Below are 24089 nucleotides of genomic sequence, written 5' to 3'. Positions count from 1 at the left end.
ACGAACTACGGCCCTCACTTCTGGCAATGACACTGCAGTTGCCGAGCGAAATCGTGGTCGAGCGATTCCTCCCGACGGCCCGGGCGATGCTCGCCACGAGACTCGACGAGAAGGGGTGGACGCAGCAGGAGATCGCCGACCAGCTCGGAGTGACACAGGCCGCAGTAAGCAAGTACGGCAGCGGCTCGGTCACCGTAGAAGAGCGGTTTCGAGAGGACGCCCGGATGCAACAGACTATCGAGCGGATCGCCGACGGACTGGCCGCGGGCGAGATGGACGAGTTCGCGGTGCTTGGCGAACTGCTCGCCCTGGTACGGGAGTTCGAGGATAGGGGGCCCATCTGTGCAGTCCACGAGGAGGAGATGCCGGCGCTACAGGGGATGGGCTGTGACCTCTGTGTTCGGGGAACAGATACCGCCGTGAAAGCGGAACGGGCCGTGCTGTCGTCGGTCCGGCGAGCCACGCGACTGCTGGCGGACAGCGCCGTCGTCGTCGACGCCATCCCGAACGTGGGGATGAACGTCGGCATGGCGCTGCCGGACGCCGGGGACGCCCTCGACGTGGCGGCGGTCCCCGGCCGGATTCACGATCTGCGGGGGCGGGTCAACGTCCCGTCGAACCCCGAGTTCGGCGCGTCGGAACACGTCGCGGGGACGATACTGGCGGCGATGGCCGTCGACCCCTCGCGCCGGGCGGCGCTCAATCTGAGCACTGACGAGGCGGTCCTCGACGCCGCCCACGAGCAGGGCATCGAGCTGCTGGAGTTCGACGCCGGCTACGAGGACCGGGACGAACGGCTCGAAGCGGCCTTCCGCGAACGCGGCGGCGTCCCCCGTGTCATCTACCACAGCGGCGCGTTCGGCATCGAACCGATAACCTACGTCTTCGGCGAGTCGGCGGTCGAGGCGGCCGAACTTGCGGTCGAACTCCTCGCCGAAGCCGACACATAACCGTCTCGGCCGCCGAGACCGTCAGAACCAGCCGGTCTCGGGGTCGACGGGGTTCTCCGGCTCCTCGCCCCGCAGTACCCGGATGACGTCTTCGGCCACGGTCTGTGTCAGTTCGACCCGGGACGCTTCGGAGTACCACGCGACGTGGGGGCTACAGACGACGCTGTCGAGGTCGTGCAGCGGCGAGTCACCGGGCGGTTCCGCCTCGCGAACGTCCAGTCCGGCCCCGCCGAGGTCGCCGCCGGCGAGCGCGTCGTACAGCGCCGTCTCGTCGACGAGCCCGCCCCTGGCCGTGTTTACGAGCAGCGCGTCGTCGCGCATCTGGTCGAGCGCGTCCGCGTCGATCATCCCCCGAGTCTCGTCGGTCAGCGGCGCGTGCAGCGAGACGATGTCGGAATCGGCCAGCAGCGTCCCGAACGTGACCGACTCGACGCCGAGGTCGCCCATCCGGTACTCGGGAACGTACGGGTCGTAGGCGACGACGTCCACGTCGAACCCCCGGAGCTTCGCGGCGAACCGGCTGGCGAGCTTGCCGAAGGCAACGAGGCCAACGGTGCTGCCGGCGAGGCGACGGACCGGCTGCCCGACCGACCACTCCCACTCGCCGCGCTTGACCGAGCGGTCGAACGTGGGTATCTTCCGCAGGCAGGCGAGTACGAGCGCGAACGTGTGGGTCGACACCTCTTCGACAGAGTACTCTGGGACGTTGACGACCGCCACGCCGGCCTCGACTGCCGCCTGGACATCGATGTTGTCCACGCCGATGCCGGCCCGGCCCACCACTTTGAGCGAGTCGGCGGCGTCGATGACCTCGGCCGTGACCTGCGTGCCGGCGTCGACGATTAACGCGTCGGCGTCTTTCACTGCGCGTGCGACTGCCGCCGGCTCTTTCGCCGTTATCGTTTCGACAGTCGCGTCGACCGCGTTCAGCACCGCCGCCCGTGTCTCCCCGTCCATCACTTTGGTGTCAGAGACGACGACTTTGTATGACATACTCTGACTTGCTTCGGACCCGAGATAAAATCATCTGTCAGGATCGGTCCGGTCGTCGGAATCGCGTCACAGGACTGTGGCTGCACAGCGGTGACTAGCGGAGAACTGACAAAATAGCAGCAAACTTTTATGACATATTCGCGAGGAGGTGGCAACAGTATGTCGGCTGGTAACACAGATGAAACTTCCCTCGAACGTATCGGCTATCGACTCTCCGCGTGGGTGGAACGGTGGATGCCCAGTCCGTTCCTGTTCGCGCTCATCCTCAGCTACGTCGTGTTTCTGGCCGGCGTCGGCCTCACCGGGTCCGGCCCTGTCGAGATGGTCGGGTTCTGGTACGATGGCTTCTGGGCCTTCCTGACGTTCTCGATGCAGATGGTCCTCATCCTGATGACGGGCTTCGTCGTGGCGTACCACCCGCGTATCAACGCCGGCATCCGCCGGCTGACGGAGATTCCCAACACCGGGAAACAGGCGGTCGTTCTCGTCGGCCTGCTGACGATGCTGCTTGGCTGGGTTCACTGGGGACTGAGCCTCATCCTCGGTGCGATCTTCGCCCGGGAGATGGGCAAGACCGCCCACGAGAACGACATCGACGCTCACTATCCGGTCCTCTGCGTGGCCGGCTATCTCGGCCTCGGCCTCACCTGGCACTGGGGGCTGTCCGGGTCCGCACCGCTCCTCCTCGCAACCGAGGGCAACGAGTTCATCCAGCAGGGCGTCATCGACGTTGTCGTCTCCGCCTCGGAGACCATCTTCCACCCCTACGGCCTCATTCTGACCGGGCTCTCGATAGCCTACGCCCTCGTCGTCCTCTACGTCATCACGCCGACCGGCGACCAGGCACGGGGCATCACGCACTACATCCCCGAAGACGACCTGTTCGAGTCCGCAAGCGACGGCGGCGTGGAAGCGACTGCGACATCCAAGCAGGTCCCGGCCGAGCGCATCAACCACAGCCGCGTTCTCGGTGGGATTATCGGCCTGACCGGCATCGCGCTGGTCGCCTCGCAGTTCGTTCAGTCCGGCATCGACGCGCTCGGACTGAACATCGTCAATTTCGGCTTCCTGACGATTGGGATCTTCATCTACATGGACCCACAGACCTATCGGGAGAAGTTCGGCGAGGCGGCGACCGCCGCGTCGGGCATCGTCTTGCTCTTTCCGTTCTTCGCCGGCATCCAGGGGATGATGGCCACCTCCGGGCTGGCGCAGTTGATGGCCAACGCGCTCATCTCGGTCTCGTCGCCACAGACGTTCCCGGTCATCGCCTGGCTCACCGGCGCGACGGTCAACATCTTCGCTCCCTCCGGCGGCGGTGAGTGGATCATTCTCGGGCCGCCGATTCTCGAAGCCGCGCAGAACCTCGGCGTCCCGGCCGGGCAGGCGACGATGGCCTACGCCGTCGGCGACGCCCACACGAACCTCCTGAACCCCTTCTGGGCGCTGCCGCTGCTCGCCATCACCCGCATCAAGGCCCGGGAGATGTTCGGCTACGCTATCGCGATGATGCTCGCGCTCACGCCGTTCCTGGCGGTCGTGCTGTTCGTCTTGCCGTACTGAGCAGGGACCCGGCGGGACAGCCGAGGCTGATTGCCTCTTCTTCGAGCGTTAAGTTGTTAGAGAAACTGCACTCCGATAATGGCAACCGAGACGGGAGCCGAGGAGGACGTGGACCTGCTCGACTCCTTCCGGCAGTTCTTCGCGCTGGAGCGGGACGTGCTCGTGCTGTCGCTGTCCATGCTGGCGTTCAGCCTCGCGTTCCAGATGACCAGCCGTTACATCCCCGAGTACATGCGGCTGTTGGGGGCCAGCGCCGGCGTCATCGGCCTGTACGGGAGCGTCGGGAACCTCATCAGCGCGGTGTATCCCTATCCGGGCGGCGCGGTGTCGGACCGCATCGGCTCGCGGCTGGCACTGACTGCCTTCGCGACGCTGGCGACGGTCGGCTTCGGTATCTGGTATCTCGCTTCGGTCGTCGGCGACATCACGCTCGGCGCGACGACGCTGCCGGCGTGGACGCTCGTGTTCGTCGGGCTCTTTCTCGCACAGGCCTGGAAGTCCTTCGGGCTGGGTGCGACCTTCGCCATCGTCAAACAGAGCGTCCCGTCACAGCGCCTTGCGATGGGGTTTGCCAGTACGGAGATGTTCCGCCGCATCGGCTTCTTGCTCGGGCCCCTCGCTGCCGCGGCGCTGCTCGCGACGACGGCGACCTTCGTCGATGGGTTCCAGCGCGTGCTACTGGTCGCGCTGGCCTGTGGTCTCGTCGCCACCGTTGCACAGCACTTCCTCTACGACGCCAGCGAGGACACGCTCGGAAAGTCCTTCGAGGGCATCGACCAGATACTCGCCGACCTGCGGACGATGCCGGCGACACTCCGCCCCCTTCTGGTCGCCGATACGTTCGTCCGCTTCGCCAACGGTATGGTGTACGTGTTTTTCGTCATCGTGGTCACGGAATTTCTCTCGGTGGGGTTCACCGGCTTTGGCGTGGAGCTACGGCCCGACGCCTTCTTCGGCGTCCTGCTCGGCGTCGAGATGGTCGTCGCCATCATCTCGATGGCTCCCGTCGCAAAGCTCACCGAGTGGGCCGGCCTCAAGCCCGCCGTCGCGCTGGGCTTTCTCGTCTACGCCGTGTTCCCGCTCTTGCTCATCTTCGCGCCGGGCAACCAGTGGGTGCTGGTGCTCCTGTTCGCGTTCTCCGGCCTGCGCTTTGCCGGCCTGCCCGCCCACAAGGCGCTCATCGTCGGCCCGGCAGAACAGGACGCTGGCGGCCGCGTCACCGGGACGTACTACCTGCTTCGGAACACGCTGGTCATCCCGAGCGCCGCGCTCGGCGGCTGGCTCTACGGGAGCGAGTGGGCAGTGCCCGTTGGCGATGTCGTCATACAGGCCGGTCCGGAACTGGCCTTCGGCGTCGCTACGGTCGTCGGCCTCGTCGGCGTCGTCTACTTCGCTATCTTCGGCCGGGAGTTCGAGGCCTACAGATAATCGCCGTGCCGGCCTACCACTCGTCGCGCGGCGGGAACTCCTCGCCACAGCGTGGACAGTACCGCATCGGCGCGCGGGACTCCTGACCGTCCCTGTCGAACGTTATCTCTCGTCCGCAACTCTCGCATGCTAGCTTTGGCATCGTGGTGCTCTCCGGTCGCCCGCATAGCCACGACCTGTAAACAGCTAGATTGTGTGTCGTGATAACACTAGGTGCGAGGAACGGCGTAAAACGAGGGTGCGTCCGCAAACGCCAGCCCTAAGCGCTGACCCGCAAACAGCCACACAATGCAAGCGGCCCACCCAATCGAGCGAGCGGTCGGTATGGAGTACTACGTCAGCGACGCCGACGGGGTGGGCGGCCACCTCCGCGCTTCCCCTGCGGACTTCCGGGTTCGGGAACTGGAGGCGTTCGGCACCGAACCGGTCGACGCCGACACCGGGGCGTATCCGCATCTCGTTTTCCGGGCGGAGCTTCGTAACTGGGAGACCAACGACTTTGCCAGCAAACTCTCCGACAGGCTGGGTATCTCCCGCGAGCGGGTGTCGTGGGCGGGAACGAAAGACAAGCGCGCGGTCACGACCCAGTTGTTCTCGGTAAAGGGAGTCGCAGCCGAGGACCTGCCGGAGATCGGCGGCACGGACATCGAGGTTATCGGCCGCGCCGGCCGCCCCATCCTCTTCGGCGATCTGGCGGGCAATGCCTTCGAGATTGTCGTCCGGGACACCGAGAACACCGACAACGCCGCCAGCGTGGTGGCCGACCTGCAGGCGTTCGCCAGCGGAGAGGACCCGACGGGGGACAGGGCCCGGTCCAGCGACGCCACGCTGCCAGACGGCGACACGACGGTCGGCGTCCCCAACTACTTCGGCCAGCAGCGGTTCGGGTCTCGCCGGCCGGTCACCCACGAGGTCGGGCTGGCCATCGCCCGCGGCGAGTGGAAGAACGCAGTCCTCGCCTACGTCGGAAACCCGGATGAGCGCGAACCGGAGTCGACGCAGGAGGCGCGAGCATACGTCGACGAAACCCACGACTGGGCCGGCGCGCTGGACAGGCTGCCCGGCGCGCTGGGCTACGAGCGCTCCATCTGTCACCGGCTGGTCGAGAACGGAGCCAGCGAGCCGGCGGATTTCCGCGAGGCACTGGAGGCGCTGCCGTCGAACCTCCAGTCGCTGTTCGTCAACGCCGCCCAGTCGTACGTCTTCAACCGCATCCTTTCCGAGCGGCTGGAACGGGGCCTCCCCTTCGACCGGCCCGTGGAAGGCGACATAGTCTGTTTCCGTGACAGCGACGCGCCCGAGGCCTTCCCGATTCCGGACGCCGACCGCACCCAGGAAGTCACTGCCAAGCGGCTGTCGACCGTTGAGCGCCACTGCGAGCGCGGGAGAGCGTTTGTCACCGCGCCGCTGGTCGGGACCGATACTGAGCTGGGCAGTGGCGAACCGGGCGACATCGCCCGTGAAGTCCTCGACGACGTCGGCCTCGAACAGGGCGACTTCGACCTCCCCGGCGCGTTCGACAGCGACGGGACGCGGCGGGCCATCCTGCTCCGAACGGACCTCGGTGTCGAGCGCGACGACGCCGACCTGACGTTCTCGTTCTCGCTGCCAAAGGGGAGCTACGCGACGGTCCTCCTCCGGGAGTTCCGGAAAGGCGACCCGAACGCGTAGCGGTTCAACCGTGCTCGGCAACTGATGCGGAATATGCAACGGTTAAGTCCGGCCACACACGCCATCTCGTATGGGCGAGCTACCGGATGAGTTCTCGTGTACCATCACCGACTGGGAGTACATCTACGGCCTCTGTCGAGACGTGGCTGACGACGTGAAGGCCGCCGAGTTCGAACCCGATGTGGTCGTCGCGCTGGCACGGGGCGGCTGGTTCGGCGGGCGCTGTCTCTGTGACTTCCTCGGGCTGGACGACCTGGCGAGCCTGAAAGTCGAACACTACGTCGGGACCGCGGCGAAAGGCGAGGAGGCGCAGGTGAAATACCCGCTGGCTGACGGCGCGGTCGAGGGGAAGGACGTGCTGGTCGTCGACGACATCGCCGACACTGGCCAGTCCATCGAAACGGCCGCCGAGTGCGTGCGCGACCGAAACCCGAGCAGCGTCCGGACAGCGACGCTCCAGTTGCTCCAGACCAGCGACCACGAGCCGGAGTTCGTCGGCGAGCGCCTTGAGGAGTGGACCTGGGTCGTCTACCCCTGGAACTTCGTCGAGGACATGGTCGAACTCGTCGCAGGCGTGATGGAAAAGAGCGACCAGCAGACCCATAACGAAGACGACATCCGTCAGCTACTGCGGGAGTACCACGGCGTCAGCCGCACGAATTTAGAGATCGCACAGCCGAATCGACTGGGCGAGGTCACGACCGAGATGGAGCGGCGCGGCGTCGTCGAATCGGTCGGCGACGGCTGGCAACTCACCGACGACTGAACCGGGCCACGAAGTGGCCCAACAGGTATCGCTCAGATCCGCTAGTCTCGTCGCTCACCATCGCTAGGCCCAGTACGCGCCTCCGCTAGCCAGGATAAAAATACGGTTAGCGACGCGTACGACCGTCGTCCCGGACGTACTCTAACGCGCTGACGAACTGCTCTGTGTCGACCCGGCCTTCTGCCTCTTCGAGTCGTTCACGAATTTTCGTCGGAGTCATGTGTGTTGGTAACATGGGCCTACGTGGATATAACTCTTTCTCACCAGCTAACAGATTCGACACGGGGTGCGGGTCTGAAGTAGAGAGTAGCCCGTCCAGTAAGCCGTCAAACCGCTGTACTGAGACGAGAAGCCTGTCGAGGGAATATATTTAATACCCTGCTTACCCAACGGAAACTATGGCCGCTTACGGCCGGCCGTCACTTCGAGACCTGTTCGATGAATCACCGACGCCGCATATCGCGCATCCGCCGCGGAGTCACCATCGAGACTTCTACGTTGCCACAGACGGGTCGTTCAGGCCCCACGGCGGCACGACATCGCCCGACAGCGATTCGGACAGCCCGACAGGCGGGCTGGGTGTCGTCGTCGAAACGCTCGACGGTGAGCGCGTCGTCAGGCTGTCTGTCCCAGACACCTGCCCCGACAACAACGTCGCGGAGTACCGGGCGCTCCATCTGGGGCTCGACGTGCTTGCGAGACGGGCCCCGCCCAACGCCCGCGTCGGCCTGCTCATCGACCACGACCAGCTCGCCGAGAACGTGAACGCGGAGGTGCTGGCCTCCCATGGCTCCGCTTACGACCCGCCACACTCCGTGTCGGTCCCGCCGGCAACGGGACTGCACTGGCGCGGAATCCAGGCACGTATCAACGGGTTCGGCGAGGTCCGTGCCGCACGGATCTCCGGCGACCGTAACCCCGCTCATCCGCTGGCGAACGCACCCGACCAGTACGCTCACGTCAACGGCGAGCCGGACCGATGTGTCCTCCCTGACGCGCCGACGGTAAACGAACGCGTCCCGCCGCCATCACGCGCGGAGCGTGGCGGCGCATCTGACTGACGGAGCGCACCGGCACCCCTGCCGGCCACGGTATCCCATTCTCTCACGCCGCTGCCGACAGTAGCACGTAGCCGTACCAGCCCTTCGACCGGCACACAGCTGTCGTACCTGAAATATCACATACGACCGCGATTCTGTGGATAAATCTGGCCACAGCCAGAAATCATCGTAACTGGTGGTTCCGAGGCTCTCTGTCAGTCACGTTTCACAGAAGATAATCGCTATAAGTTATGTAGATAGTTGGAACCATTCTAGCGTACGTTTGGGGAACGTCACACAGACCAAATTTTATATATTAGAAATGAGATAGTATGCAGTGGGAGGTGAGCAACGTTGAGTACCAGAACTGACGGACCGGACGGTTTCAGCGGACAGTACGTCGAGCAGCTGTTGCCGCGTCAGTCGCCGACGCGGCACGACCTCGTTCTCGCCGTCATCCCCGCGGTGTTCGTCCTCACACTCGTCGCCGCGGTCGTTCTGGGCCTCTCGATGCAGGTAGCGATCGCTGGCGCATCAGTTGTCGGTGCTGTGGCGGTCATTGACGCACTCTTCGTCCACCCACCGACCCGCGGCCGACGGCGAGGCGATACGTGACATCGCGTTCCGGCGACAGGCCTGAACGCTACGTTTTTTGACGGATGATTCCGACCTAGCTCAAAAAAAGCAGTCGCTAGTCGCTACTCCTGCTGTGCGTCGACGACAGCGACGCCCGCGAGGTTCACGATGTCGCTACCACCTTTTTCAGCTCGGGTGTGCTCGCAGCACTCGCACACCACTCCTCGAAAAACGTGGTTCTCGTGAGCGGAGCGAACGAGGGCTCGAAAGACGAGGGCAGCGAGTCTTTCGGCGGCGAAAAACGCTCGCCACGCTCGCGTCTGTTACTCCTGTTGAGCGTCGACGACGGCGACGCCCGCGAGGTTCACGATATCCTTGACCTCGTCGCCGCGCTGGAGGACGTGGACCGGCTTGTCCATGCCGACGAGCATCGGCCCGATGGCCTCAGCGCCGCCCAGCCGCTGGAGGAGCTTGTAGCCGATGTTCCCGGCTTCGAGGTTGGGGAACACGAGGACGTTCGCGGGGTCGTCGAGTTCGGAGAACTCGTAGGTGTCTTGCAGGATGTCCTCGACGACGGCGGTATCGGCCTGCATCTCTCCGTCGACCGGGAAGTCCACGCGGTCGTCGTCCTGCAGGCGCGAGACCGCCCGGCGGATCTTCTTCGTCCCGGGGTTGTCGACGCTCCCGAAGTTCGAGTACGACAGCATCGCCGCTCGCGGTTCGACGTTGAACCGACGGGCCAGTTCCCCGGTGTGACGGGTGACCTCCTCCAGCACGTCCGTGTCGGGGTCCTGATTGACCGTGGTGTCCGCACAGAAGATGACGCGGTTCTTGAACGTCAGCATGTACACACCGGCCGCGTAGTCGGCGTCGTCGGCCGTCCCGATGACCTGCAGCGGCGGGCGCAGGGCCGAGGGGTAGTGGTGGGTAAGCCCGGTCAGCATCGCGTCGGCGTCACCCATCTCGACCATCACGCTGCCGAGGTAGTTCCCGTCCCGAATGAGTTCGTCGGCTTCGCGGCGGGTGATGCCTTTCCGCCGGCGGAGTTCGTACAGTCGGTCGGCGTAGTCTGCCACGTCGGCTGTCTCGGGGTCGACGACGACGGGGTCGAACTCCAGGCCGAACTTCCGGCGCGTGGACTCGATGCGGTCGGCGTCACCGATGAGGACCGGCTCGGCGATTCCTTGTTCGACCAGCTGGTAGGCCGCGCGGATCATCTTCTCGTCGTGGCCCTCGGCGAGCACGACCCGCTGGGGGTCGCTCTTGGCCTTGTTGAGCACGACGCGCATCATCTCGCGGGACTTGCCCAGCCGCGCTTCGAGCTCTTCGACGTAGGCCTCCGTATCGATATTCGTCCGTGCCGCGCCGCTCTCGATGGCGGCCTCGGCGACGGCGGGGGTCACCTCGAACAGGACCCGCGGGTCCAGCGGTTTCGGGATGATGTAGTCCGGGCCGAACTGCAGGGGTTGGTCGCCGTAGGCCTTGACGACCTCGTCGGGCACGTCCTGCTTGGCGAGGTCGGCCAGTGCGCGGGCCGCTGCGACTTTCATCTCCTCGTTGATTTCGGTCGCCCGCACGTCGAGCGCGCCGCGGAAGATGAACGGGAACCCGAGGACGTTGTTGACTTGATTCGGGTAGTCCGAACGGCCGGTCGCCATAATGACCGTGTCGTCGCGGGCGGCCTTGGCCGACTCGTAGCCGATCTCCGGGTCCGGGTTCGCCATCGCGAAGATGATGGGGTCGCTGGCCATCGACCGCACCATCTCTTGGTCGACGATGCCGCCGACGGAGAGCCCGACGAACACGTCGGCCCCGTCCATCGCGTCGGCGAGGTCGCCCTCGGGGATGTCGCGGGCGAACTCCTGTTTGAATCGGTTGAGTTCCTCGTGGGTCGCTCGTTCCTCGGTGATGATGCCCGAGGAGTCACACATCGTGATGTTGTCCTTCGAGACGCCAAGCGAGACGTAGAACTTCGCCGAGGCGATAGCGGAGGCTCCGGCCCCGGAGAAGACGACCTCCAGCTCCTCCAGGTCCTTGTCGGCGATGTCGGCCGCGTTGACCAGCGCCGCGCCGGAGATGATCGCGGTCCCGTGTTGGTCATCGTGGAACACCGGGATGTCGAGTTTCTCGCTGAGTCGGCGCTCGACCTCGAAACACTCCGGGGCGGCGATATCTTCGAGGTTGATGCCGCCGAAGGTCGGCTCCATCGCCTCCACCGTCTGTATCATCGCCTCGGCGTTGTCCGTGTCCAGCTCCACGTCGAACACGTCGATGTCAGCGAACCGCTTGAACAGCACGCCCTTCCCCTCCATGACCGGCTTCCCGGCTTCCGGACCGATGTCGCCGAGGCCGAGCACGGCGGACCCGTCGGAGACGACGCCCACGAGGTTCCCCTTCGCGGTGTACTCGAAGGCCTTCTCGGGATCTTTGTCGATCTCCTCACACGGTGCGGCCACGCCGGGCGAGTACGCCAGCGAGAGGTCTCGCTGTGTGTTCGTCGGCTTCGTCGTCGCAATCTCTATCTTCCCCGGCGGCTTGCTCCGGTGGTACTCCAGTGCATCCTCGTCAAGTCCCATATCCGGATGTCGAACCCTACTGTAAAAAAGACAAGTTTACTGTCAACGGACGAGCGGTACAACGACGGTTGTCGAATATCGGCTTGTTGCAGCGGTTTTTGCCCCGGTCGTGTCCCATCAATTGGAAAACAGCCGCCGCCGGGGACCCGCCCGATGGACCGGCCGCGGACCTCAGTTCGTGTTGGTGAGTTCGCCGACCCGGTCGGTCAGTTCGGTGACCGCCTCTTCCTGTCGGTCGGTCGCTTTGACGATCTCTTTCGTCGCCGTTTCTGCCTCTTGGGCGTGGTTCTGTGCGTCTTCGACCATCGAAGTCACGTTCTCGATAGCGCTCGCCTGATCGTCGTTGGCGTCGGCGACCTCCTGGATGCCTCGCGTCGCTTCCTCGACGGCGTCGGAAATCTCGTCCAGCGCATCCAGGGCGTCCGCGATCTCGGATTCCGCGTGCTCGACCTGCTCGTGTGACGTCTCGACCATTTCGGCTGTCTCGGACGCCTGGTCCTGAATCGTGGTGATACTCGTCGATATCTCGGACGCGTACTCGCTCGTCTCGTTAGCGAGCGTCTTCACCTCGTCAGCCACGACAGCGAACCCGCTCCCGCTTTCGCCGGCTCTGGCCGCCTCGATGTTGGCGTTCAGGGCGAGCATATTCGTCTGCTCCGCCACGTCGGCGATTATCTCGACGATCTCACTCACTTCGTCCATCTGGTCGTCGAGGTCTGTGACGGTGTCCACGAGGTCTTCGCTCGTCTCGGCGAGCCCGTCGGTAACGTCCATGACAGCTTCGCCGGCGTCTGACCCGTCTTCCGCGGCCGCCTTCGCACGCTGTGCTGCCGACGCCACTTCGCTAGACGTCGCGGCGACCTCTTCCATCCCAGCCCCGATATCCTGGATGTTGTCGGCCGCCTGGGTAAGGGAGTCGGTCTGTTCGGTAACCCGGCTTTCAACAGCCTCTGCGGACGAATTCGCCTGCTCGATAGTGGTCGCAAGTTGTTGCGCCTGTGCGTCCACCTGGTCCGCCAACTGCTCGACCTGTTCGGCCATATCGTTGAGCGAGCCGACGACTTCGTACAACTGGTCGTCGACGTACTCGCCGCCGTCGGTCCGGTCGAACGACGCCCGGGCGTCGAGGCGGCCGTTCTTGAGCGCGGCCATGGTCGATTTGATCTCATCGACCAGACTCGTCACGGCCTCGTGGCGGTTGGCCTCGTCAGTCCGGTCCTGGACCATTTCGACGACTGCGATGAGTTCGCCGTCGTCGTCGTAAATCGGGGCAGCGCTAAAGGAGATGTGGCGTTCGTTCCCGTGCTGGTCGGCCATCACGCTTGTGTCGCGGTACAGCGTGAACTCCTCGTCCTCGACCTTCGGCACGTCGTACTCCGTATGGGTGGTCTCCGGGGCGTCGAGAACCTTGTCGGCGAGGGTCTTCCCGCGCCGACCGTCTGGATAGAACGCCATGCTCGCCATCTCCATCTCCTTTGCTTCGGCCTCGGAGACGCCGGTGAGGTTTTCGATCGAACGGTTCCAGCTGAGGATATCGCCGTTCGTATCCAGAATAAAGAGCGGTGTCCCGATGTGATGCAACACGCTGTGGTAGTCGAGTCCCGTGCCGGAGCCACTGTCCGCCGCAGAGTCGGTGAACGCATCGACACCGGCCCGGGAGACTGACTGTGTCGTTTCCAGCCCTTCTTGGAGCTCCACCTCGACGGAGTCGATAGCGGCCTGTGCATCCGGGCCGAGTTCGTCCCGAAGCTGCTCGAACGCGCCTTCGACGAGCGATTCGGTGACGAAGCCCTGGGCCGCAATGAACTCACTCTGGCTGATTCCGGCGGTTTCGTATTCGTCGATCAGCTCTCGGAGTTCGTCGGGTTCGAGTTCGAACTGCCGCTCGACGTGTTGGGTCCCGATAGCGGCCTTCTCGGAGTCGTCGAAGCGGTCGTTGAGGCGTGGCGAGTCCGGGTCGATGGCGTCGGCCAGAAAGCGGGTCTGCCCGTCACTCGCGACGAGGCCTCCGTCCGCCCGTCGGGCCGCAGCGTCCGAAGAACGGGACCCCTGGCCGTAGATGTAGGTGCGGATCTGTTCGAACATAAGGTAGCTATGTTACATTCCAGAACACCTGTAGATAAAGATGACTCCGAGAATATCAGTAAAGATAATGGTACTCGCTGGCAAGGCGCGAAAAGAGAGCATAAGTACGTGCAACCGAAGATATAGGTATGACCACCCGTTTCCGCCGACTGGTGGCGACGACGACGGTGCTGACGTTCGCACTCATCCTGCTTGGCGTGTACACCGGGGCTATCGGCGCCGGGCTGACCTGTGAGGCACGCTGGCCGTTCTGTGACGGCTGGATGGGTCTGTTCCCCGCAAACTGGGCGAGTTTCGTCGAGTGGTTCCACCGTTTAGTCGCGATGATCACCGGCTTCGGTATTCTCGGTTCGACAATCGCCGCGTGGCGCGGTGAGTACAGCCGGCGGATCAAGCTCGCAACAGGCGTCGCCACGGTCGTGCTCCCGGTGCAGGTCCTCCTCGGCGCAAACACCATCTTCAACTTCGGTGCCACGGCGCAGGTCCTCCACCACGGGGCTGCACAACTCATCTTCGGCGCGATGGTCGCGGCGACGGCGTGGGCCTACACCGATACGGCGGAGTCGCCGTCGGTGCAATCAGCCGACAGCCAGCACACGGCACGCGCAGACGATTGAACACGAGTACCACCCCCGTGGTTAACACGTAAGATATATTCCGGTCTGTCGTGTGGTGGGGATTATGTCAGACGACGGCCTTTCACGACGCCAGTATCTCTCCACGGTCGGTGGAACTGCAGTGACCGTATCGCTCGCCGGCTGTTTCGGCGGCGGCGGTGGCGGTGATGACGGCACTACCGAAATCACTGCCGGAACTGCACCGGGCTTCCCCCCGTTCGAGATGAAGCAGGACGGCGAACTCGTCGGGTTCGACATCGACCTGCTTGAAGCGGTCGTCGACGAGACCGACTACACCCTGGCCGGCTGGGAAGAGTTCGAGTTCAAGTCCCTGATTCCGGCGCTGACGAACGAGAACATCGACGTGGTCGCCGCAGGGATGACTATCAACGACGAGCGTGACGAGACCATCGACTTCACCGACCCGTACTACAGTTCCAATCAGGCAATCGTCGTCCGCGAAGACGGTGACTTTTCCCCGTCCTCGCTGTCGGACCTCTCCGGACGCCCCATCGGCGCACAGAAGGGGACTACCGGCGAGAGTACGGTTCAGTCGGAGCTCATCGAACCGGGGAACCTCGACGAGTCGAACTACAACTCCTACGGCAACTACGTGCTGGCTGTCGAGGACCTCCAAAACGGCAACATCGACGCCGTCGTCATCGACGAGCCGGTCGCACAGACATTCGCCGCCCAGCGCCCGGTCACCATCGCCTTCACCTACGAGACGGGCGAGAACTTCGGCTTCGGCGTCCGCGATGGCGACGACGAGTTCACGCAGGCACTCAACGACGGCCTGTCCACCGTCAGGGATGGAAGCACCTACCAGGACCTGACGAACAAGTGGTTCGGCCAGCAGTAACCGATGCCACCCCTCCCGTTGCAGAGTGACTGGGCGTTCGTTGTCGGGAACCTCGACCTGCTACTCGTCGGTACGGGTGTCACGGTCGCCCTGACAGCGGCGAGCATCCTGCTTGGCTTTCTGCTCGGGTTCCCGGCGGGCGCCGTCGAGGTGTACGGCCGCGGCCCACTCAAACGCGCCGTCGAGACGGCCGGTGTCGTCCTCCGCGGGACGCCACTGCTCGTCATCATTATCCTGCTGTTCTTCGGTCTCTCGGTGTCGAGCAGCGCCTTCGTGACGGCGACTATCGCGCTCGGACTCCGGAGCGCCGCGTATCAATCACAGATATTCCGTGGCGCGCTCCAGAGCGTCGACGAGGGGCAACTGGAAGCCGCTCGCGCCGTCGGCATGGGCCGACTGCAGGCGATCCGCAGCGTAGTCGTCCCGCAGGCGCTGCGCCGGAGCGTGCCCGGCTTCCAAAACGAGTTCACGATCGTCCTGAAAGACACGAGTATCGCCATCGTCATCGGCCTCGGCGAACTGCTGACCGTCGGCCAGAACCTCTATCAGGGCGGTCAGAGCACGGCCGCGCTTGAGATTTTCCTGACTGTGAGCCTCATCTACTTCGTTCTCACGTTCGTGACGAACCGTTCGCTCGACTACGTCGACGATCACTTCAGCATCCCCGGCGGTGAGCGTGCATGAGCGATCCGCTGCTGGAACTCGACGACGTGTACAAGTCCTACGGCGAGGAACAGGTGCTCTCCGGGGTCAGCTTCGAGATGGACGCCGGCGACGTCGACGTGGTCATCGGTCCCAGCGGCAGCGGCAAATCCACGATGCTGCGCTGTGTGAACCGTCTCACCGAGATTAACGGCGGTGCCATCTACCTCAATGGTGAGTGCGTCACCGATGCCGACACCGACGTGAACGAACTCCGGAAACAGGTCGGCATGGTGTTCCAGGACTTCAACCTCTTCGCCCATCTCACCGCGCTGGGGAACGTCACGCTCGGCCTGCGGAAAGTCCGCGGCATGGACAAGGCGGCGGCTCAGGAACAAGGCTACGAACACCTCGAACAGGTCGGGCTACTGGATCAGGCTGACTCCTACCCCGCCGAACTCTCAGGCGGCCAGAAACAGCGGGTCGGCATCGCCCGCGCGCTCGCCATGGACCCGAAGCTCCTGCTGTTCGACGAGCCGACCAGCGCGCTCGACCCGGAACTCGTCGGGGAAGTCGTCGAGGTGATGCGCGACCTCGCCGCCGAGGGCATCACGATGCTCGTCGTCAGCCACGAGATGGGGTTCGCGCGGTCGGCGGCGTCGGACATCATCTTCCTCGACGACGGTGAAATCGTCGAACACGGCCCGCCGGAACAGCTGTTCGAGAACCCGCAGGCGGCCCGAACCGGCGAGTTCCTCAGTCGCCTGGAGACGACCCACGAGGGGGAGTGACCGATGGGGACGCCGGAGTCCACGACGACCGGCCGAACGATCCGCGCCCGTGCCGCTGGACTGACCGACCAGCCGCTGACGCTGCTGACTGTCGGGGCTTTCTGGACGTGGCTCGTCGTGCGCTGGACGAACGACTTCCTGCTGGACGGCGCGCTCATCGAGCGCAACACGTCGTTTTTCCCGACGGCACCGTTCGAGTCGGCCGCGTCGACGCTCGGCGGTCTCGCGGCGAGTCTCGGTCCGGTCGGGTTCCCCGTCGGCTGGGTCGCCGGCTTCTTCGAGTTCCTGGCGGCGTCGATCCCCTACCTGCCACCGCTGGCGACCGGCGTGTGGGCGACGATACTGCTGACGCTGCTGGGTATCGCCCTCGGGTTCGTCATCGCCGTCCCGCTCAGCGTCGCCCGAGTGTACGGCGGGAGCGCCACCCGCTCGGTCGCGCTGGGGTACACCGAACTGTTCCGCGGGACGCCGTTGCTCGCTCAGCTGTTCGTCCTCTACTTCGCGACGCCGCTGACGACGATTATCCGTGAACTGCCCACGGTCGGGGCTGGATTCATTCCCGCACAGGCGTTCTGGGTGGCCGTCATCGCGTTCACGCTTAACAGCGCCGCCTACCAGTCGGAGTACATTCGGTCAGCGCTGAACTCCGTCCCGGAGGGGCAACTCACCGCCGCGCGCGCTATCGGCCTCTCGAAGGTCGATGGAATCCGGCACGTCGTCCTGCCCCAGGGCCTGCGCTACGCGATTCCGGGCTGGTCGAACGAACTGGTGTACCTCATCAAGTACTCCTCGCTCGCGAGTTTCATTACCGTCCGCGAACTGTTCCAGCGAACCGACTCTATCGCCAGTGAGACCTACCGCTATACGGAGCTGTTCGTCCTCGCCGGCCTGCTGTACCTGGCGCTGGTCATCTCGGCGTCGCTCCTGATGGAGTACGTCGAAGACCGTGTCGCGATTCCCGGTCTCGGCACGACCGGGCGGTGACTACATAAAGTCAGAGAGGCCGGACTGCTGGTCGTCGTCTTCGGCCGCCTCGCTCGCGGATTCGGTATCGTCGCTGTCAGCCGCATCGCTTGCTCCGGTGTCATCGGACCCTGCTTCGTCGTCGGCCGCAAGCGTTACTTGCTGGTCGCCGTTCTCCTCGTCAGCGTCGGCGGTTTCGTCGCCATCCGCCACACCCGCTCCGTCACCGCCGTCCGCACTCGCCCCCTCGAAAACTCCGCCGGAGTGTTCGACGGCGGCTTCCTCCTTGAGCGCCTCGGCGTCAGCGACGATGTCTTGCACCTTGTTCGTGTCCTTGCCCGATCCGGTGACGAAGGAAACGTGTTCGGCCTCCATATCGTAGGTCGCCGCCATCGCCACCGTTAGCTCGCGGTTCCGACAGTGGTGGGTCATCGTCGAGAGGAAGGGCATGATCTCCCGGCGGGCGGTCCGCATCGAGACGCCGTCGATGGCGGCTATCTGCTGGGCGACGTAGTCCCGTGTGTTCCGGGTTCCTTTCGACCGACCGAGTTTCGACCAGTAGCTCGGCGGGCCGTAGCGGGTCCAGCCGCCCTTGGTCCCGTCCCGCGCCGCGGCGACGCCCGCGGTCATGTTGTCGCCGGCGTAGCGCCAGAACGAGTAGTTCTGTGTCTCGCGGACGCGGCCGAGCCACTGGTCGGCGTTCGAGAGGAACTCGTAGGCCCGGGTCAGTTCGGCCCCCTCGTAGTCTTTGGGCATGTTGTCCTCGATCCAGTTGATGAGGTCATCGGGCGTCTCGTCCACGTCGTAACTGGCCTCCAGCGCCTCCTGCGCGCCGGCTTCTTTGAGTACCACGTCGAGGTACTCGAAGATACCCTCGGTCGTGTCGCGCTCGCCGGTCACCACGTCGTCGGCGGTCAGGCGCTCCGTCGTCTCGGCGATGGCCTGGAGGTCCTTGACCGCGCCCCGCAGGTCGCCGCTGTTTTGCTCGGCGAGTTCCTGCAGCGCGTCGGACTCGTACTCGACGCCCTCCTGGCGACAGAGGTCACGGAGGACGGGAACGATAGACCGGGGCGAGACGTCCCGGAACTCGATGTCCTGGCAGTTGTTCCGCAGGCCGTTTGACATCTCGTAGTACTCGTTGGCGATGAGAATCATCGGCTGGCTGGCCTCCTTCACCAGCGCGGTGATGGCCCGCGCGCCGCCGCGGTCGGCGTTGCCGTGGATGTTGTCCGCCTCGTCCATGATGACCAGTCGACGGCCGCCACCGCCGGCGGTCAGCGTGCCGGACTTGGCGGCTTCGCCGGCCACCCGATTGATAACGTCCTTGGTCCGGGAGTCGCTGGCGTTGAGTTCGATGGTCGGCCACCCCATATCGTTTGCCAGCGCGTGGGCGGCCGAGGTCTTCCCGATGCCCGGGGACCCGTGGATGATGACCGCCTCGCGGTGGTCGTCCCACGTGTCCGCCCACTTCTTGAGTGCGTCGCGGGCCTTGTCGTTGCCCCGCACCTCCGACAGCGTCGTCGGGCGGTACTTCTCCGTCCAATCCATTGGGTCGTGATTGGCGCGACCGGCGTTTAGGGATTGCGGAGCGCTATTCTTCGTCCGCCGTCTTCAGGTCGAGATGTGGCGCGACCGACTCGTACGTCTCGTCGCTGGAGACGATCGTGTCGCCGTCGGACTCAACGAGATGGAGCGCGTCGAAGGGCGTGAAACCGTGGTCCTCGACGTACGTCGCGGCTGCTACCACTGTGTCCACGTCGCCGCGCACTTCCACCAGCGCGGCGGCGTTCGTGACGACCCGCTCGGTGTTGCGCTCCTCACGATAGGCGACCATGAGGAGTTCGATGAGCGTGAACTGTGACGTCCACAGTTCGTCTCGGTGGTCCCGGTACACCGATTCGGCGGCATCGCCAAGCCAGTCCTCGTCCTTGATGAGGGCGAGCAAAAAGTCAGTCTCGACGTACATTCAGCGTCCAGCCTCATCTACTGCCGCGTCACGCGCCCCTTGACGGAGTTCCTCCGCTGTCTTTTCGACATCTGCGAACTCGTCTCGGAGCGCATCGAGGGGGGTCTCTGCAACCGGAACCAGTTTGATTCCGTCGTGGAGTTCGACGATGTGGTAGCGGTCGCCGTAGCGCTCGCGCAGCTCTTTGGGGAGCGTCAGGCGGCCACGGTCATCGAGCGTCGCCTCGGACATATTCGGGTAAACGATGGGAATACTCAAGAAAGTTCCCCGAAGTAGGGCAGAACCCATCAAAACTGGTTCTCTCTCCATCGCAGCCAGAAGACATATCCCCGTTACTGGCCGCGGGCTAACCGTCATGAGTGACACAGCCCGTCAGCGCTACGCGGTCGGTGCCCTCGCCGGTGCCGCGGCGTTCGTTCTGGCGTACGTCCTCGTCTACGCCCTGAGCATCTCCACCGTTCAGGACGCGCTGCTGACGAACATCGCCGAGTCGTTCGGCGACGACCGGGCGGCCTGGAAAATCGTCGGCTGGGTGTTTTTCAACGCCCAGTTCGTGACAACGACAGTTACGGTCAACATCCCCTTCCTCGGCGGGACGTCGGCGGTCAACTTCATCGCCGAGAACGAGTCGCTGTCGCCGATCCTGTACCTGCTCCCGCCGGCAGTGCTGACGGCCGCAGGGATCGCGACGGCTCGTATCGACGGGACAACTGACCTCAGCCGTGCGGTCCGTGTCGGTCCCGCTGTCGTCCTAGGCTACCTCCCGCTTGCGGCGCTCGGGGTGGTGCTGTTTACTGTCAGCGCCGGCGATTCCGGACAGGGCGCGCCGACGCTGCTGACGGCAGTTGTCCTCGCCGGCATCGTCTACCCGGCCGTCTTCGGGACTGTCGGGGCCGCAATCGCGACCGCGTTCGGGGACTCATAGCGGGCCCCCACTCCTGAGACTTTTGACCGAAAAGGAGGACAGTACGTCCCAGTCGTGTATTCCTCCAGCCTCAGCCGAGACCGTCGCGGCGTCAGCCCCGTCATTGGCGTGGTGCTCATGCTCTCGGTCACCGTCCTCTTAGCCGCGACAGTCGGTGGGTTCGCACTCACTGCGACTACCGACCTGGACCAGCGGACGCCCACCGTCGCCCGCTCGACCGGAAACTTCGTGACTGACCCGTCGGGGGGATGCGGCGGGAACACAGTAGCGATTCGACACGCCGGCGGCGACCCGGTCCCGGCCGACGAACTGGCAATCGCTGTTGCACTGCCAGACACCGACGCCCGCATCGTCGACTTACCGGTTTCCGGAACGGCGCTGTCAGCGAGCAACACCGACGACTCCGACAACATCGTCTACGACTACTGTGTCGGCGGTGTCATCGCCAATGGCGGCAAGCGGTGGTCAGCGGGCCGGGCCATCACTTTCCAGTTGAACGCCGGCGGCGGCACTGTCGACCCGGGCGATAGCATCGAAGTGCGCGTCGTTCACGCTCCCACAAACGGCGTCCTCGCTGCGGTCGAACTGACCGCCCGCCGGTAAGCGCCCGTGGTTCCGATACCCTTTTATTCGCGACCCTCCAGCGTGTGAACTAATGGCAGGGGGCGCACGCGACGACCTCGCGGAGAAAATGGCGGGTGAAGTGGCACTGAGCGACGACCCAGGGGCGACCCTGCGGAAGTGGCGCACTGACTTCGACGTTGCACAGACCGAACTCGCCGACGAACTCGACGTCTCTCCGTCCGTGGTCTCGGACTACGAGAGCGGGCGGCGCGACAACCCCGGTATCGGCGTGGTCAGGCGACTCGTCGTCGCACTGCTCGATATCGACGAGAACCGCGGCGGCGACCACATCCGCCAGCACGCCCGCGTGCTCTCGGCCGGGTTCGACAGCGACGTTGTCCACGACCTCCGCGAGTACTCCGCCAACGTCGGCGTCGAGCGCGTCTACGACGCTATCGACGCCGAAGAACTGTTCCGGGGCAGTCAGGACACCGTCGCGGGCCACACCGTCATCAACTCCATCGCCGCCATCACGCGCCTCTCCTCGGACGAGTTTTACCAGCTATACGGGCAGTCGACGAACCGCGCCCTCGTGTTCACGAACGTGACCCGCGGCGAATCCCCGCTGGTCGCGCTCCGTGTCGTCTCACCGACGCCGAACGCGGTTATCCTCCACGGGCTTGACGACGAGGCGGTCTGGGAGCACGCACAGGACCTCGCCCGCATCGACGACTTCTCCCTTGCGATCACCGATATCGATCTGGAGGACCTGCTCGGCGGGCTGCGGCGTCTTCCCTGAGCGCACCGGTTCCGGCCGTGCTGTTTCGCGCCCGTCGACGTACTCTCTGGAAAACGACTGTTGTCGTGACTGCGATCTCTTTGTTCACCGGACAGCGTGACACAACCGTCTGTCGGACTGCTACTCATTCATTGCACTGCCAAGTACATCTCGAATGAAATCACCTTTTTCAGCAGTGTATCTCTCTCGCCTTTTCGGGTACTTCTCTGCTAGTGCCCTCTTTAGCGACGCGTATTGTTCAGCAACCTCTGGATGTTCTCTGAGGTGCTCCCTGAAGGCGATTTTTTCGTGATAGAAATCACTGTCACATTCAACGAGTGAGAGGTAGTGCGTCCGGTTCGTACGTGGGCCTTTGGCGAAGAATAGCCGACCGTATACGTCTTCATCGGGCCGGTGCTCATACCCGTTCTGTTCAAGAACTGGAACCAAGTCTCTCGCTTCTTCCAGGCTCTCGACAACTGCGAGGATATCAATTATCGGTTTCGCTGGCAAGCCTTCAATTGCGGTACTACCGATGTGTTCGAAATCGAGCAGTCGCTCACCGGCAATGGTTTTCAGGCGCTCAACCTCTTCCTCGTAGGAGGTTTTCCACCCCTCTTGATACGGTACGAGGTCGACTGTCCCTCGTTCCAATCCGATCATTGGTTCCTTGGTTACGTTTCAAGCACGCATCTGGTTGACGAGCTGACAGGTGGTTGTTCCGTACTGTTCACTGCCGACACAAATAGTGCTGGGATATTTGCAGCAGCCCATAACATATCCCTCTCAATTCGAGGTTCTCGCTCGCGCTGCTCGCTCCGAACCTCGCTATTCTCGCGGCTGCGCCGCTCGTCTGTACGAGACCCCTCGCTTCGCTCGGGCTCTCGCTATTCTCCACGGCTCCCTGCGGTCGCCGTTCCGACTCGAGAGCCACTCCCTTCGGTCGTGCCTCTCGCTACTCCACGTACCGATATTTCCGCTCACCCATCCGGCCCCAGCCGTCGAAGGCGAACTCGTCTTCGGGCGCGGTGAACTCCTCGACATCGGTCTCGGTCTCGTGATTATGGACGTCGTGGACCTGTTCGTACTCGGCGAAGGAGAGGTCGTAGCGGTTCCGTATCTGCTCGTCGATGTTGAGCGCGCCGATTTCCTCCTCCCACCCGGGGACGATGGTCTCAGCGTGGACTTCCGCCTGTGCGCCGGACCCGTAGGAGGCAACTAACAAACGGGCCTCGTCCAGATCCAGTCCGCTCTCGCGGGCGTGTTTCAGGCCGGCGGCGCGGGCGATGTGAACGGAGCCGGTGTACCAGTTGCCGACCTCGCGGGAGATCGCAAGCGTCGGTTCGATGGTGTTAGCGTACCAGTCCTGATAGCGCTCGGTTTCCGTGAGTGCGTCGGTGTACTCCTTGATAGCGGCGTGGAACTCGTCGTCGGTCTCGAAGTCCGCGCGCATGGGCTGGTGACCGATTTCCTCGGCCATCAGGTCGCCCACGTCGGTGCCGCGGATGATGTGTCGGTAGCCGAGTGCCGCGGCCTTCCGGACCATCCCCGGGAACGGCGTGTGGAACGGAATCATCTCGTAGTCGCCCGGGTGGATGTCGCCGGCCACCTCCGCGAAGTCCTCCAGCGCCTCGCGCATACGGGCGAGGTAGACGTTCACCGAGCGCTTGCCGTCGACGGACGGGAACTGCTGATTGGGCTTGAGGAAGTCAGTCTCGTCGGCGCTGCCGTACCCCTGTTCGGTCGAGAGTTCGACCAGATTCGGGTCTTCATCGACGAGCATCGCCACCGCGCCGGCCCCCTGCGTGGCCTCGCCGGGGTCGTCGCGGGCGTACAGTGCGGTGTCAGTTGCGATGACGAGTGCGGCTCGGCCGCGGTTCCGTCCGGCGCGGATCCAGTTGTAGGCGTCGTCAAGGCTCTGTGTCCCCGAGATACAGGCGAACTTCCGCTCGCCCTTGTTGGCGTGGTGGAAGTTCTCGTCGTACACCTGTTCGAGACAGCCCGCGATGTACGTCGAGACAGGCTTCGAGTTGTCGAAGGCGCTCTCGGTCGCCACGTCGATCCGGCCGATGTCCTCGGGCGTCAGCCCCTTGCGCTCCATCAGGCGATGGGCCGCGTTCGCCCCCATCGTGACGATATCCTCGTACACGTCCGGGAACGACGACGCGCGCAGGCCGAGCCCCTTCGTGTACTTCCCCGGGTCGTCTCCTTGAGCCGGCGCGAACGTCTCCGCGAGGTCAAGTTTGAGCTTCCCGGTCCAGATCTCCATGGCGTCGATACCGACTGCAGTCATGAGTCTAGCGTCAGCGTGGATGTATATGGGCTTGTCGACT

At 64.2% G+C, this 24089-nt stretch carries 24 protein-coding genes; 15 read left to right on the top strand and 9 right to left on the bottom strand.

Annotation, left to right across the window (positions count from 1 at the left end; translation table 11 throughout):
- The first annotated feature begins 26 nt into the window (after positions 1-26).
- The gene (locus HAH_RS11130) at positions 27-950 is read left to right on the top strand and encodes a thiamine-phosphate synthase family protein (RefSeq protein ID WP_014040995.1); all 924 of its coding nucleotides are present in this window, start codon (positions 27-29) and stop codon (positions 948-950) included.
- Positions 951-971: 21 nt separating this feature from the next.
- On the opposite strand, the gene HAH_RS11125 is transcribed toward HAH_RS11130, so the two are convergent.
- Positions 972-1943, bottom strand: a complete 972-nt coding sequence (locus tag HAH_RS11125; protein ID WP_014040994.1) for a C-terminal binding protein — start codon at positions 1941-1943, stop codon at positions 972-974.
- Positions 1944-2102: 159 nt separating this feature from the next.
- On the opposite strand from HAH_RS11125, the gene HAH_RS11120 reads away from it, so the two are divergent.
- Together HAH_RS11120 and HAH_RS11115 are read left to right on the top strand one after the other, a co-directional pair.
- Positions 2103-3506, top strand: coding sequence for a short-chain fatty acid transporter (locus HAH_RS11120; RefSeq protein ID WP_014040993.1), 1404 nt, complete (start codon positions 2103-2105; stop codon positions 3504-3506).
- A gap of 78 nt (positions 3507-3584) precedes the next feature.
- Entirely contained in the window at positions 3585-4934 is a 1350-nt protein-coding gene (locus tag HAH_RS11115) for an MFS transporter (protein ID WP_014040992.1), read from the top strand.
- A gap of 13 nt (positions 4935-4947) precedes the next feature.
- Here HAH_RS11115 and HAH_RS20315 read toward each other — a convergent pair whose 3' ends face one another.
- Positions 4948-5076, bottom strand: a complete 129-nt coding sequence (locus tag HAH_RS20315) for a hypothetical protein (RefSeq protein ID WP_255355537.1) — start codon at positions 5074-5076, stop codon at positions 4948-4950.
- 146 nt (positions 5077-5222) lie between these two features.
- On the opposite strand from HAH_RS20315, the gene truD reads away from it, so the two are divergent.
- From truD to HAH_RS11095, 4 genes are all read left to right on the top strand, one after another.
- Complete coding sequence (gene truD, locus HAH_RS11110) at positions 5223-6605, top strand: tRNA pseudouridine(13) synthase TruD (RefSeq protein ID WP_014040991.1); 1383 nt, start codon at positions 5223-5225, stop codon at positions 6603-6605.
- Between the two features lie 70 nt (positions 6606-6675).
- Positions 6676-7371, top strand: coding sequence for a phosphoribosyltransferase (locus tag HAH_RS11105; protein ID WP_014040990.1), 696 nt, complete (start codon positions 6676-6678; stop codon positions 7369-7371).
- A gap of 398 nt (positions 7372-7769) precedes the next feature.
- On the top strand, positions 7770-8432 hold the full coding sequence (locus HAH_RS11100; RefSeq protein WP_014040988.1) for a ribonuclease H family protein: 663 nt from the start codon (positions 7770-7772) through the stop codon (positions 8430-8432).
- Between the two features lie 333 nt (positions 8433-8765).
- Positions 8766-9026, top strand: coding sequence for a hypothetical protein (locus HAH_RS11095; protein ID WP_014040987.1), 261 nt, complete (start codon positions 8766-8768; stop codon positions 9024-9026).
- Positions 9027-9310: 284 nt separating this feature from the next.
- On the opposite strand, the gene HAH_RS11090 is transcribed toward HAH_RS11095, so the two are convergent.
- Together HAH_RS11090 and HAH_RS11085 are read right to left on the bottom strand one after the other, a co-directional pair.
- Positions 9311-11563, bottom strand: coding sequence for an NADP-dependent malic enzyme (locus HAH_RS11090; RefSeq protein WP_008312566.1), 2253 nt, complete (start codon positions 11561-11563; stop codon positions 9311-9313).
- Positions 11564-11734: 171 nt separating this feature from the next.
- Positions 11735-13648 (bottom strand): methyl-accepting chemotaxis protein, encoded by a 1914-nt coding sequence (locus tag HAH_RS11085; protein ID WP_014040986.1) that lies wholly within the window; start codon positions 13646-13648, stop codon positions 11735-11737.
- Between the two features lie 128 nt (positions 13649-13776).
- Between HAH_RS11085 and HAH_RS11080 the strand changes: the two genes are divergently transcribed.
- From HAH_RS11080 to HAH_RS11060, 5 genes are all read left to right on the top strand, one after another.
- Entirely contained in the window at positions 13777-14265 is a 489-nt protein-coding gene (locus tag HAH_RS11080; RefSeq protein WP_014040985.1) for a COX15/CtaA family protein, read from the top strand.
- Positions 14266-14329: 64 nt separating this feature from the next.
- The gene (locus tag HAH_RS11075) at positions 14330-15127 is read left to right on the top strand and encodes a basic amino acid ABC transporter substrate-binding protein (RefSeq protein WP_044951961.1); all 798 of its coding nucleotides are present in this window, start codon (positions 14330-14332) and stop codon (positions 15125-15127) included.
- Positions 15128-15130: 3 nt separating this feature from the next.
- Positions 15131-15811: an amino acid ABC transporter permease gene (locus tag HAH_RS11070; RefSeq protein ID WP_014040983.1), complete on the top strand. Its 681-nt coding sequence runs from the start codon at positions 15131-15133 to the stop codon at positions 15809-15811.
- Positions 15808-16560 (top strand): amino acid ABC transporter ATP-binding protein, encoded by a 753-nt coding sequence (locus tag HAH_RS11065; RefSeq protein ID WP_014040982.1) that lies wholly within the window; start codon positions 15808-15810, stop codon positions 16558-16560. Before HAH_RS11070 ends, HAH_RS11065 begins: the two co-directional genes overlap by 4 nt.
- A gap of 3 nt (positions 16561-16563) precedes the next feature.
- Positions 16564-17544, top strand: coding sequence for an amino acid ABC transporter permease (locus tag HAH_RS11060; RefSeq protein WP_014040981.1), 981 nt, complete (start codon positions 16564-16566; stop codon positions 17542-17544).
- Here the strand turns inward: HAH_RS11060 and HAH_RS11055 are convergent, their stop codons facing one another.
- The 3 genes from HAH_RS11055 to HAH_RS11045 are packed head-to-tail and all read right to left on the bottom strand — an operon-like array spanning position 17545 to position 19720.
- Positions 17545-19071, bottom strand: coding sequence for a replication factor C large subunit (locus HAH_RS11055; RefSeq protein WP_014040980.1), 1527 nt, complete (start codon positions 19069-19071; stop codon positions 17545-17547). It abuts the gene before it with no gap.
- A 43-nt stretch (positions 19072-19114) separates the two neighbouring features.
- On the bottom strand, positions 19115-19489 hold the full coding sequence (locus tag HAH_RS11050; protein ID WP_014040979.1) for a type II toxin-antitoxin system VapC family toxin: 375 nt from the start codon (positions 19487-19489) through the stop codon (positions 19115-19117).
- Positions 19490-19720, bottom strand: coding sequence for an AbrB/MazE/SpoVT family DNA-binding domain-containing protein (locus HAH_RS11045; RefSeq protein WP_014040978.1), 231 nt, complete (start codon positions 19718-19720; stop codon positions 19490-19492).
- A 124-nt stretch (positions 19721-19844) separates the two neighbouring features.
- Between HAH_RS11045 and HAH_RS11040 the strand changes: the two genes are divergently transcribed.
- The 3 genes from HAH_RS11040 to HAH_RS11030 all read left to right on the top strand — a co-directional run bounded on the left by HAH_RS11040 (position 19845) and on the right by HAH_RS11030 (position 21777).
- Positions 19845-20414: a hypothetical protein gene (locus HAH_RS11040; RefSeq protein ID WP_014040977.1), complete on the top strand. Its 570-nt coding sequence runs from the start codon at positions 19845-19847 to the stop codon at positions 20412-20414.
- Positions 20415-20531: 117 nt separating this feature from the next.
- The gene (locus HAH_RS11035) at positions 20532-21017 is read left to right on the top strand and encodes a type IV pilin N-terminal domain-containing protein (RefSeq protein WP_044952264.1); all 486 of its coding nucleotides are present in this window, start codon (positions 20532-20534) and stop codon (positions 21015-21017) included.
- A 52-nt stretch (positions 21018-21069) separates the two neighbouring features.
- The gene (locus HAH_RS11030; protein WP_014040975.1) at positions 21070-21777 is read left to right on the top strand and encodes a helix-turn-helix domain-containing protein; all 708 of its coding nucleotides are present in this window, start codon (positions 21070-21072) and stop codon (positions 21775-21777) included.
- A 120-nt stretch (positions 21778-21897) separates the two neighbouring features.
- Here the strand turns inward: HAH_RS11030 and HAH_RS11025 are convergent, their stop codons facing one another.
- Together HAH_RS11025 and hmgB are read right to left on the bottom strand one after the other, a co-directional pair.
- On the bottom strand, positions 21898-22419 hold the full coding sequence (locus HAH_RS11025) for a GrpB family protein (protein WP_014040974.1): 522 nt from the start codon (positions 22417-22419) through the stop codon (positions 21898-21900).
- A gap of 292 nt (positions 22420-22711) precedes the next feature.
- Positions 22712-24049 (bottom strand): hydroxymethylglutaryl-CoA synthase, encoded by a 1338-nt coding sequence (gene hmgB / locus HAH_RS11020; RefSeq protein ID WP_008312608.1) that lies wholly within the window; start codon positions 24047-24049, stop codon positions 22712-22714.
- Between the last annotated feature and the right edge of the window lie 40 nt (positions 24050-24089).

This window comes from Haloarcula hispanica ATCC 33960 (genome assembly GCF_000223905.1).
Taxonomy (GTDB): Archaea; Halobacteriota; Halobacteria; order Halobacteriales; family Haloarculaceae; genus Haloarcula; species Haloarcula hispanica.
The sequence above is the reverse complement of the archived record's forward strand: the minus strand, read 5'-3'. Positions and strand labels throughout refer to the sequence as shown.

Bases quoted from the DNA above. Each gene is read 5' to 3' on its own strand.
- HAH_RS11125 (WP_014040994.1), bottom strand. From the start codon at position 1,943: ATGTCATACAAAGTCGTCGTCTCTGACACCAAAGTGATGGACGGGGAG.
- HAH_RS20315 (WP_255355537.1), bottom strand. From the start codon at position 5,076: ATGCCAAAGCTAGCATGCGAGAGTTGCGGACGAGAGATAACGTTCGAC.
- HAH_RS11080 (WP_014040985.1), top strand. From the start codon at position 13,777: ATGACCACCCGTTTCCGCCGACTGGTGGCGACGACGACGGTGCTGACG.
- HAH_RS11055 (WP_014040980.1), bottom strand. From the start codon at position 19,071: ATGGATTGGACGGAGAAGTACCGCCCGACGACGCTGTCGGAGGTGCGG.
- HAH_RS11120 (WP_014040993.1), top strand. From the start codon at position 2,103: ATGTCGGCTGGTAACACAGATGAAACTTCCCTCGAACGTATCGGCTAT.
- HAH_RS11045 (WP_014040978.1), bottom strand. From the start codon at position 19,720: ATGTCCGAGGCGACGCTCGATGACCGTGGCCGCCTGACGCTCCCCAAA.
- HAH_RS11035 (WP_044952264.1), top strand. From the start codon at position 20,532: ATGCTCTCGGTCACCGTCCTCTTAGCCGCGACAGTCGGTGGGTTCGCA.
- hmgB (WP_008312608.1), bottom strand. From the start codon at position 24,049: ATGACTGCAGTCGGTATCGACGCCATGGAGATCTGGACCGGGAAGCTC.
- HAH_RS11025 (WP_014040974.1), bottom strand. From the start codon at position 22,419: ATGATCGGATTGGAACGAGGGACAGTCGACCTCGTACCGTATCAAGAG.
- HAH_RS11090 (WP_008312566.1), bottom strand. From the start codon at position 11,563: ATGGGACTTGACGAGGATGCACTGGAGTACCACCGGAGCAAGCCGCCG.
- HAH_RS11100 (WP_014040988.1), top strand. From the start codon at position 7,770: ATGGCCGCTTACGGCCGGCCGTCACTTCGAGACCTGTTCGATGAATCA.
- HAH_RS11070 (WP_014040983.1), top strand. From the start codon at position 15,131: ATGCCACCCCTCCCGTTGCAGAGTGACTGGGCGTTCGTTGTCGGGAAC.
- HAH_RS11040 (WP_014040977.1), top strand. From the start codon at position 19,845: ATGAGTGACACAGCCCGTCAGCGCTACGCGGTCGGTGCCCTCGCCGGT.
- HAH_RS11060 (WP_014040981.1), top strand. From the start codon at position 16,564: ATGGGGACGCCGGAGTCCACGACGACCGGCCGAACGATCCGCGCCCGT.
- HAH_RS11115 (WP_014040992.1), top strand. From the start codon at position 3,585: ATGGCAACCGAGACGGGAGCCGAGGAGGACGTGGACCTGCTCGACTCC.
- HAH_RS11075 (WP_044951961.1), top strand. From the start codon at position 14,330: ATGTCAGACGACGGCCTTTCACGACGCCAGTATCTCTCCACGGTCGGT.
- HAH_RS11105 (WP_014040990.1), top strand. From the start codon at position 6,676: ATGGGCGAGCTACCGGATGAGTTCTCGTGTACCATCACCGACTGGGAG.
- HAH_RS11130 (WP_014040995.1), top strand. From the start codon at position 27: ATGACACTGCAGTTGCCGAGCGAAATCGTGGTCGAGCGATTCCTCCCG.
- HAH_RS11030 (WP_014040975.1), top strand. From the start codon at position 21,070: ATGGCAGGGGGCGCACGCGACGACCTCGCGGAGAAAATGGCGGGTGAA.
- truD (WP_014040991.1), top strand. From the start codon at position 5,223: ATGCAAGCGGCCCACCCAATCGAGCGAGCGGTCGGTATGGAGTACTAC.
- HAH_RS11050 (WP_014040979.1), bottom strand. From the start codon at position 19,489: ATGTACGTCGAGACTGACTTTTTGCTCGCCCTCATCAAGGACGAGGAC.
- HAH_RS11065 (WP_014040982.1), top strand. From the start codon at position 15,808: ATGAGCGATCCGCTGCTGGAACTCGACGACGTGTACAAGTCCTACGGC.
- HAH_RS11085 (WP_014040986.1), bottom strand. From the start codon at position 13,648: ATGTTCGAACAGATCCGCACCTACATCTACGGCCAGGGGTCCCGTTCT.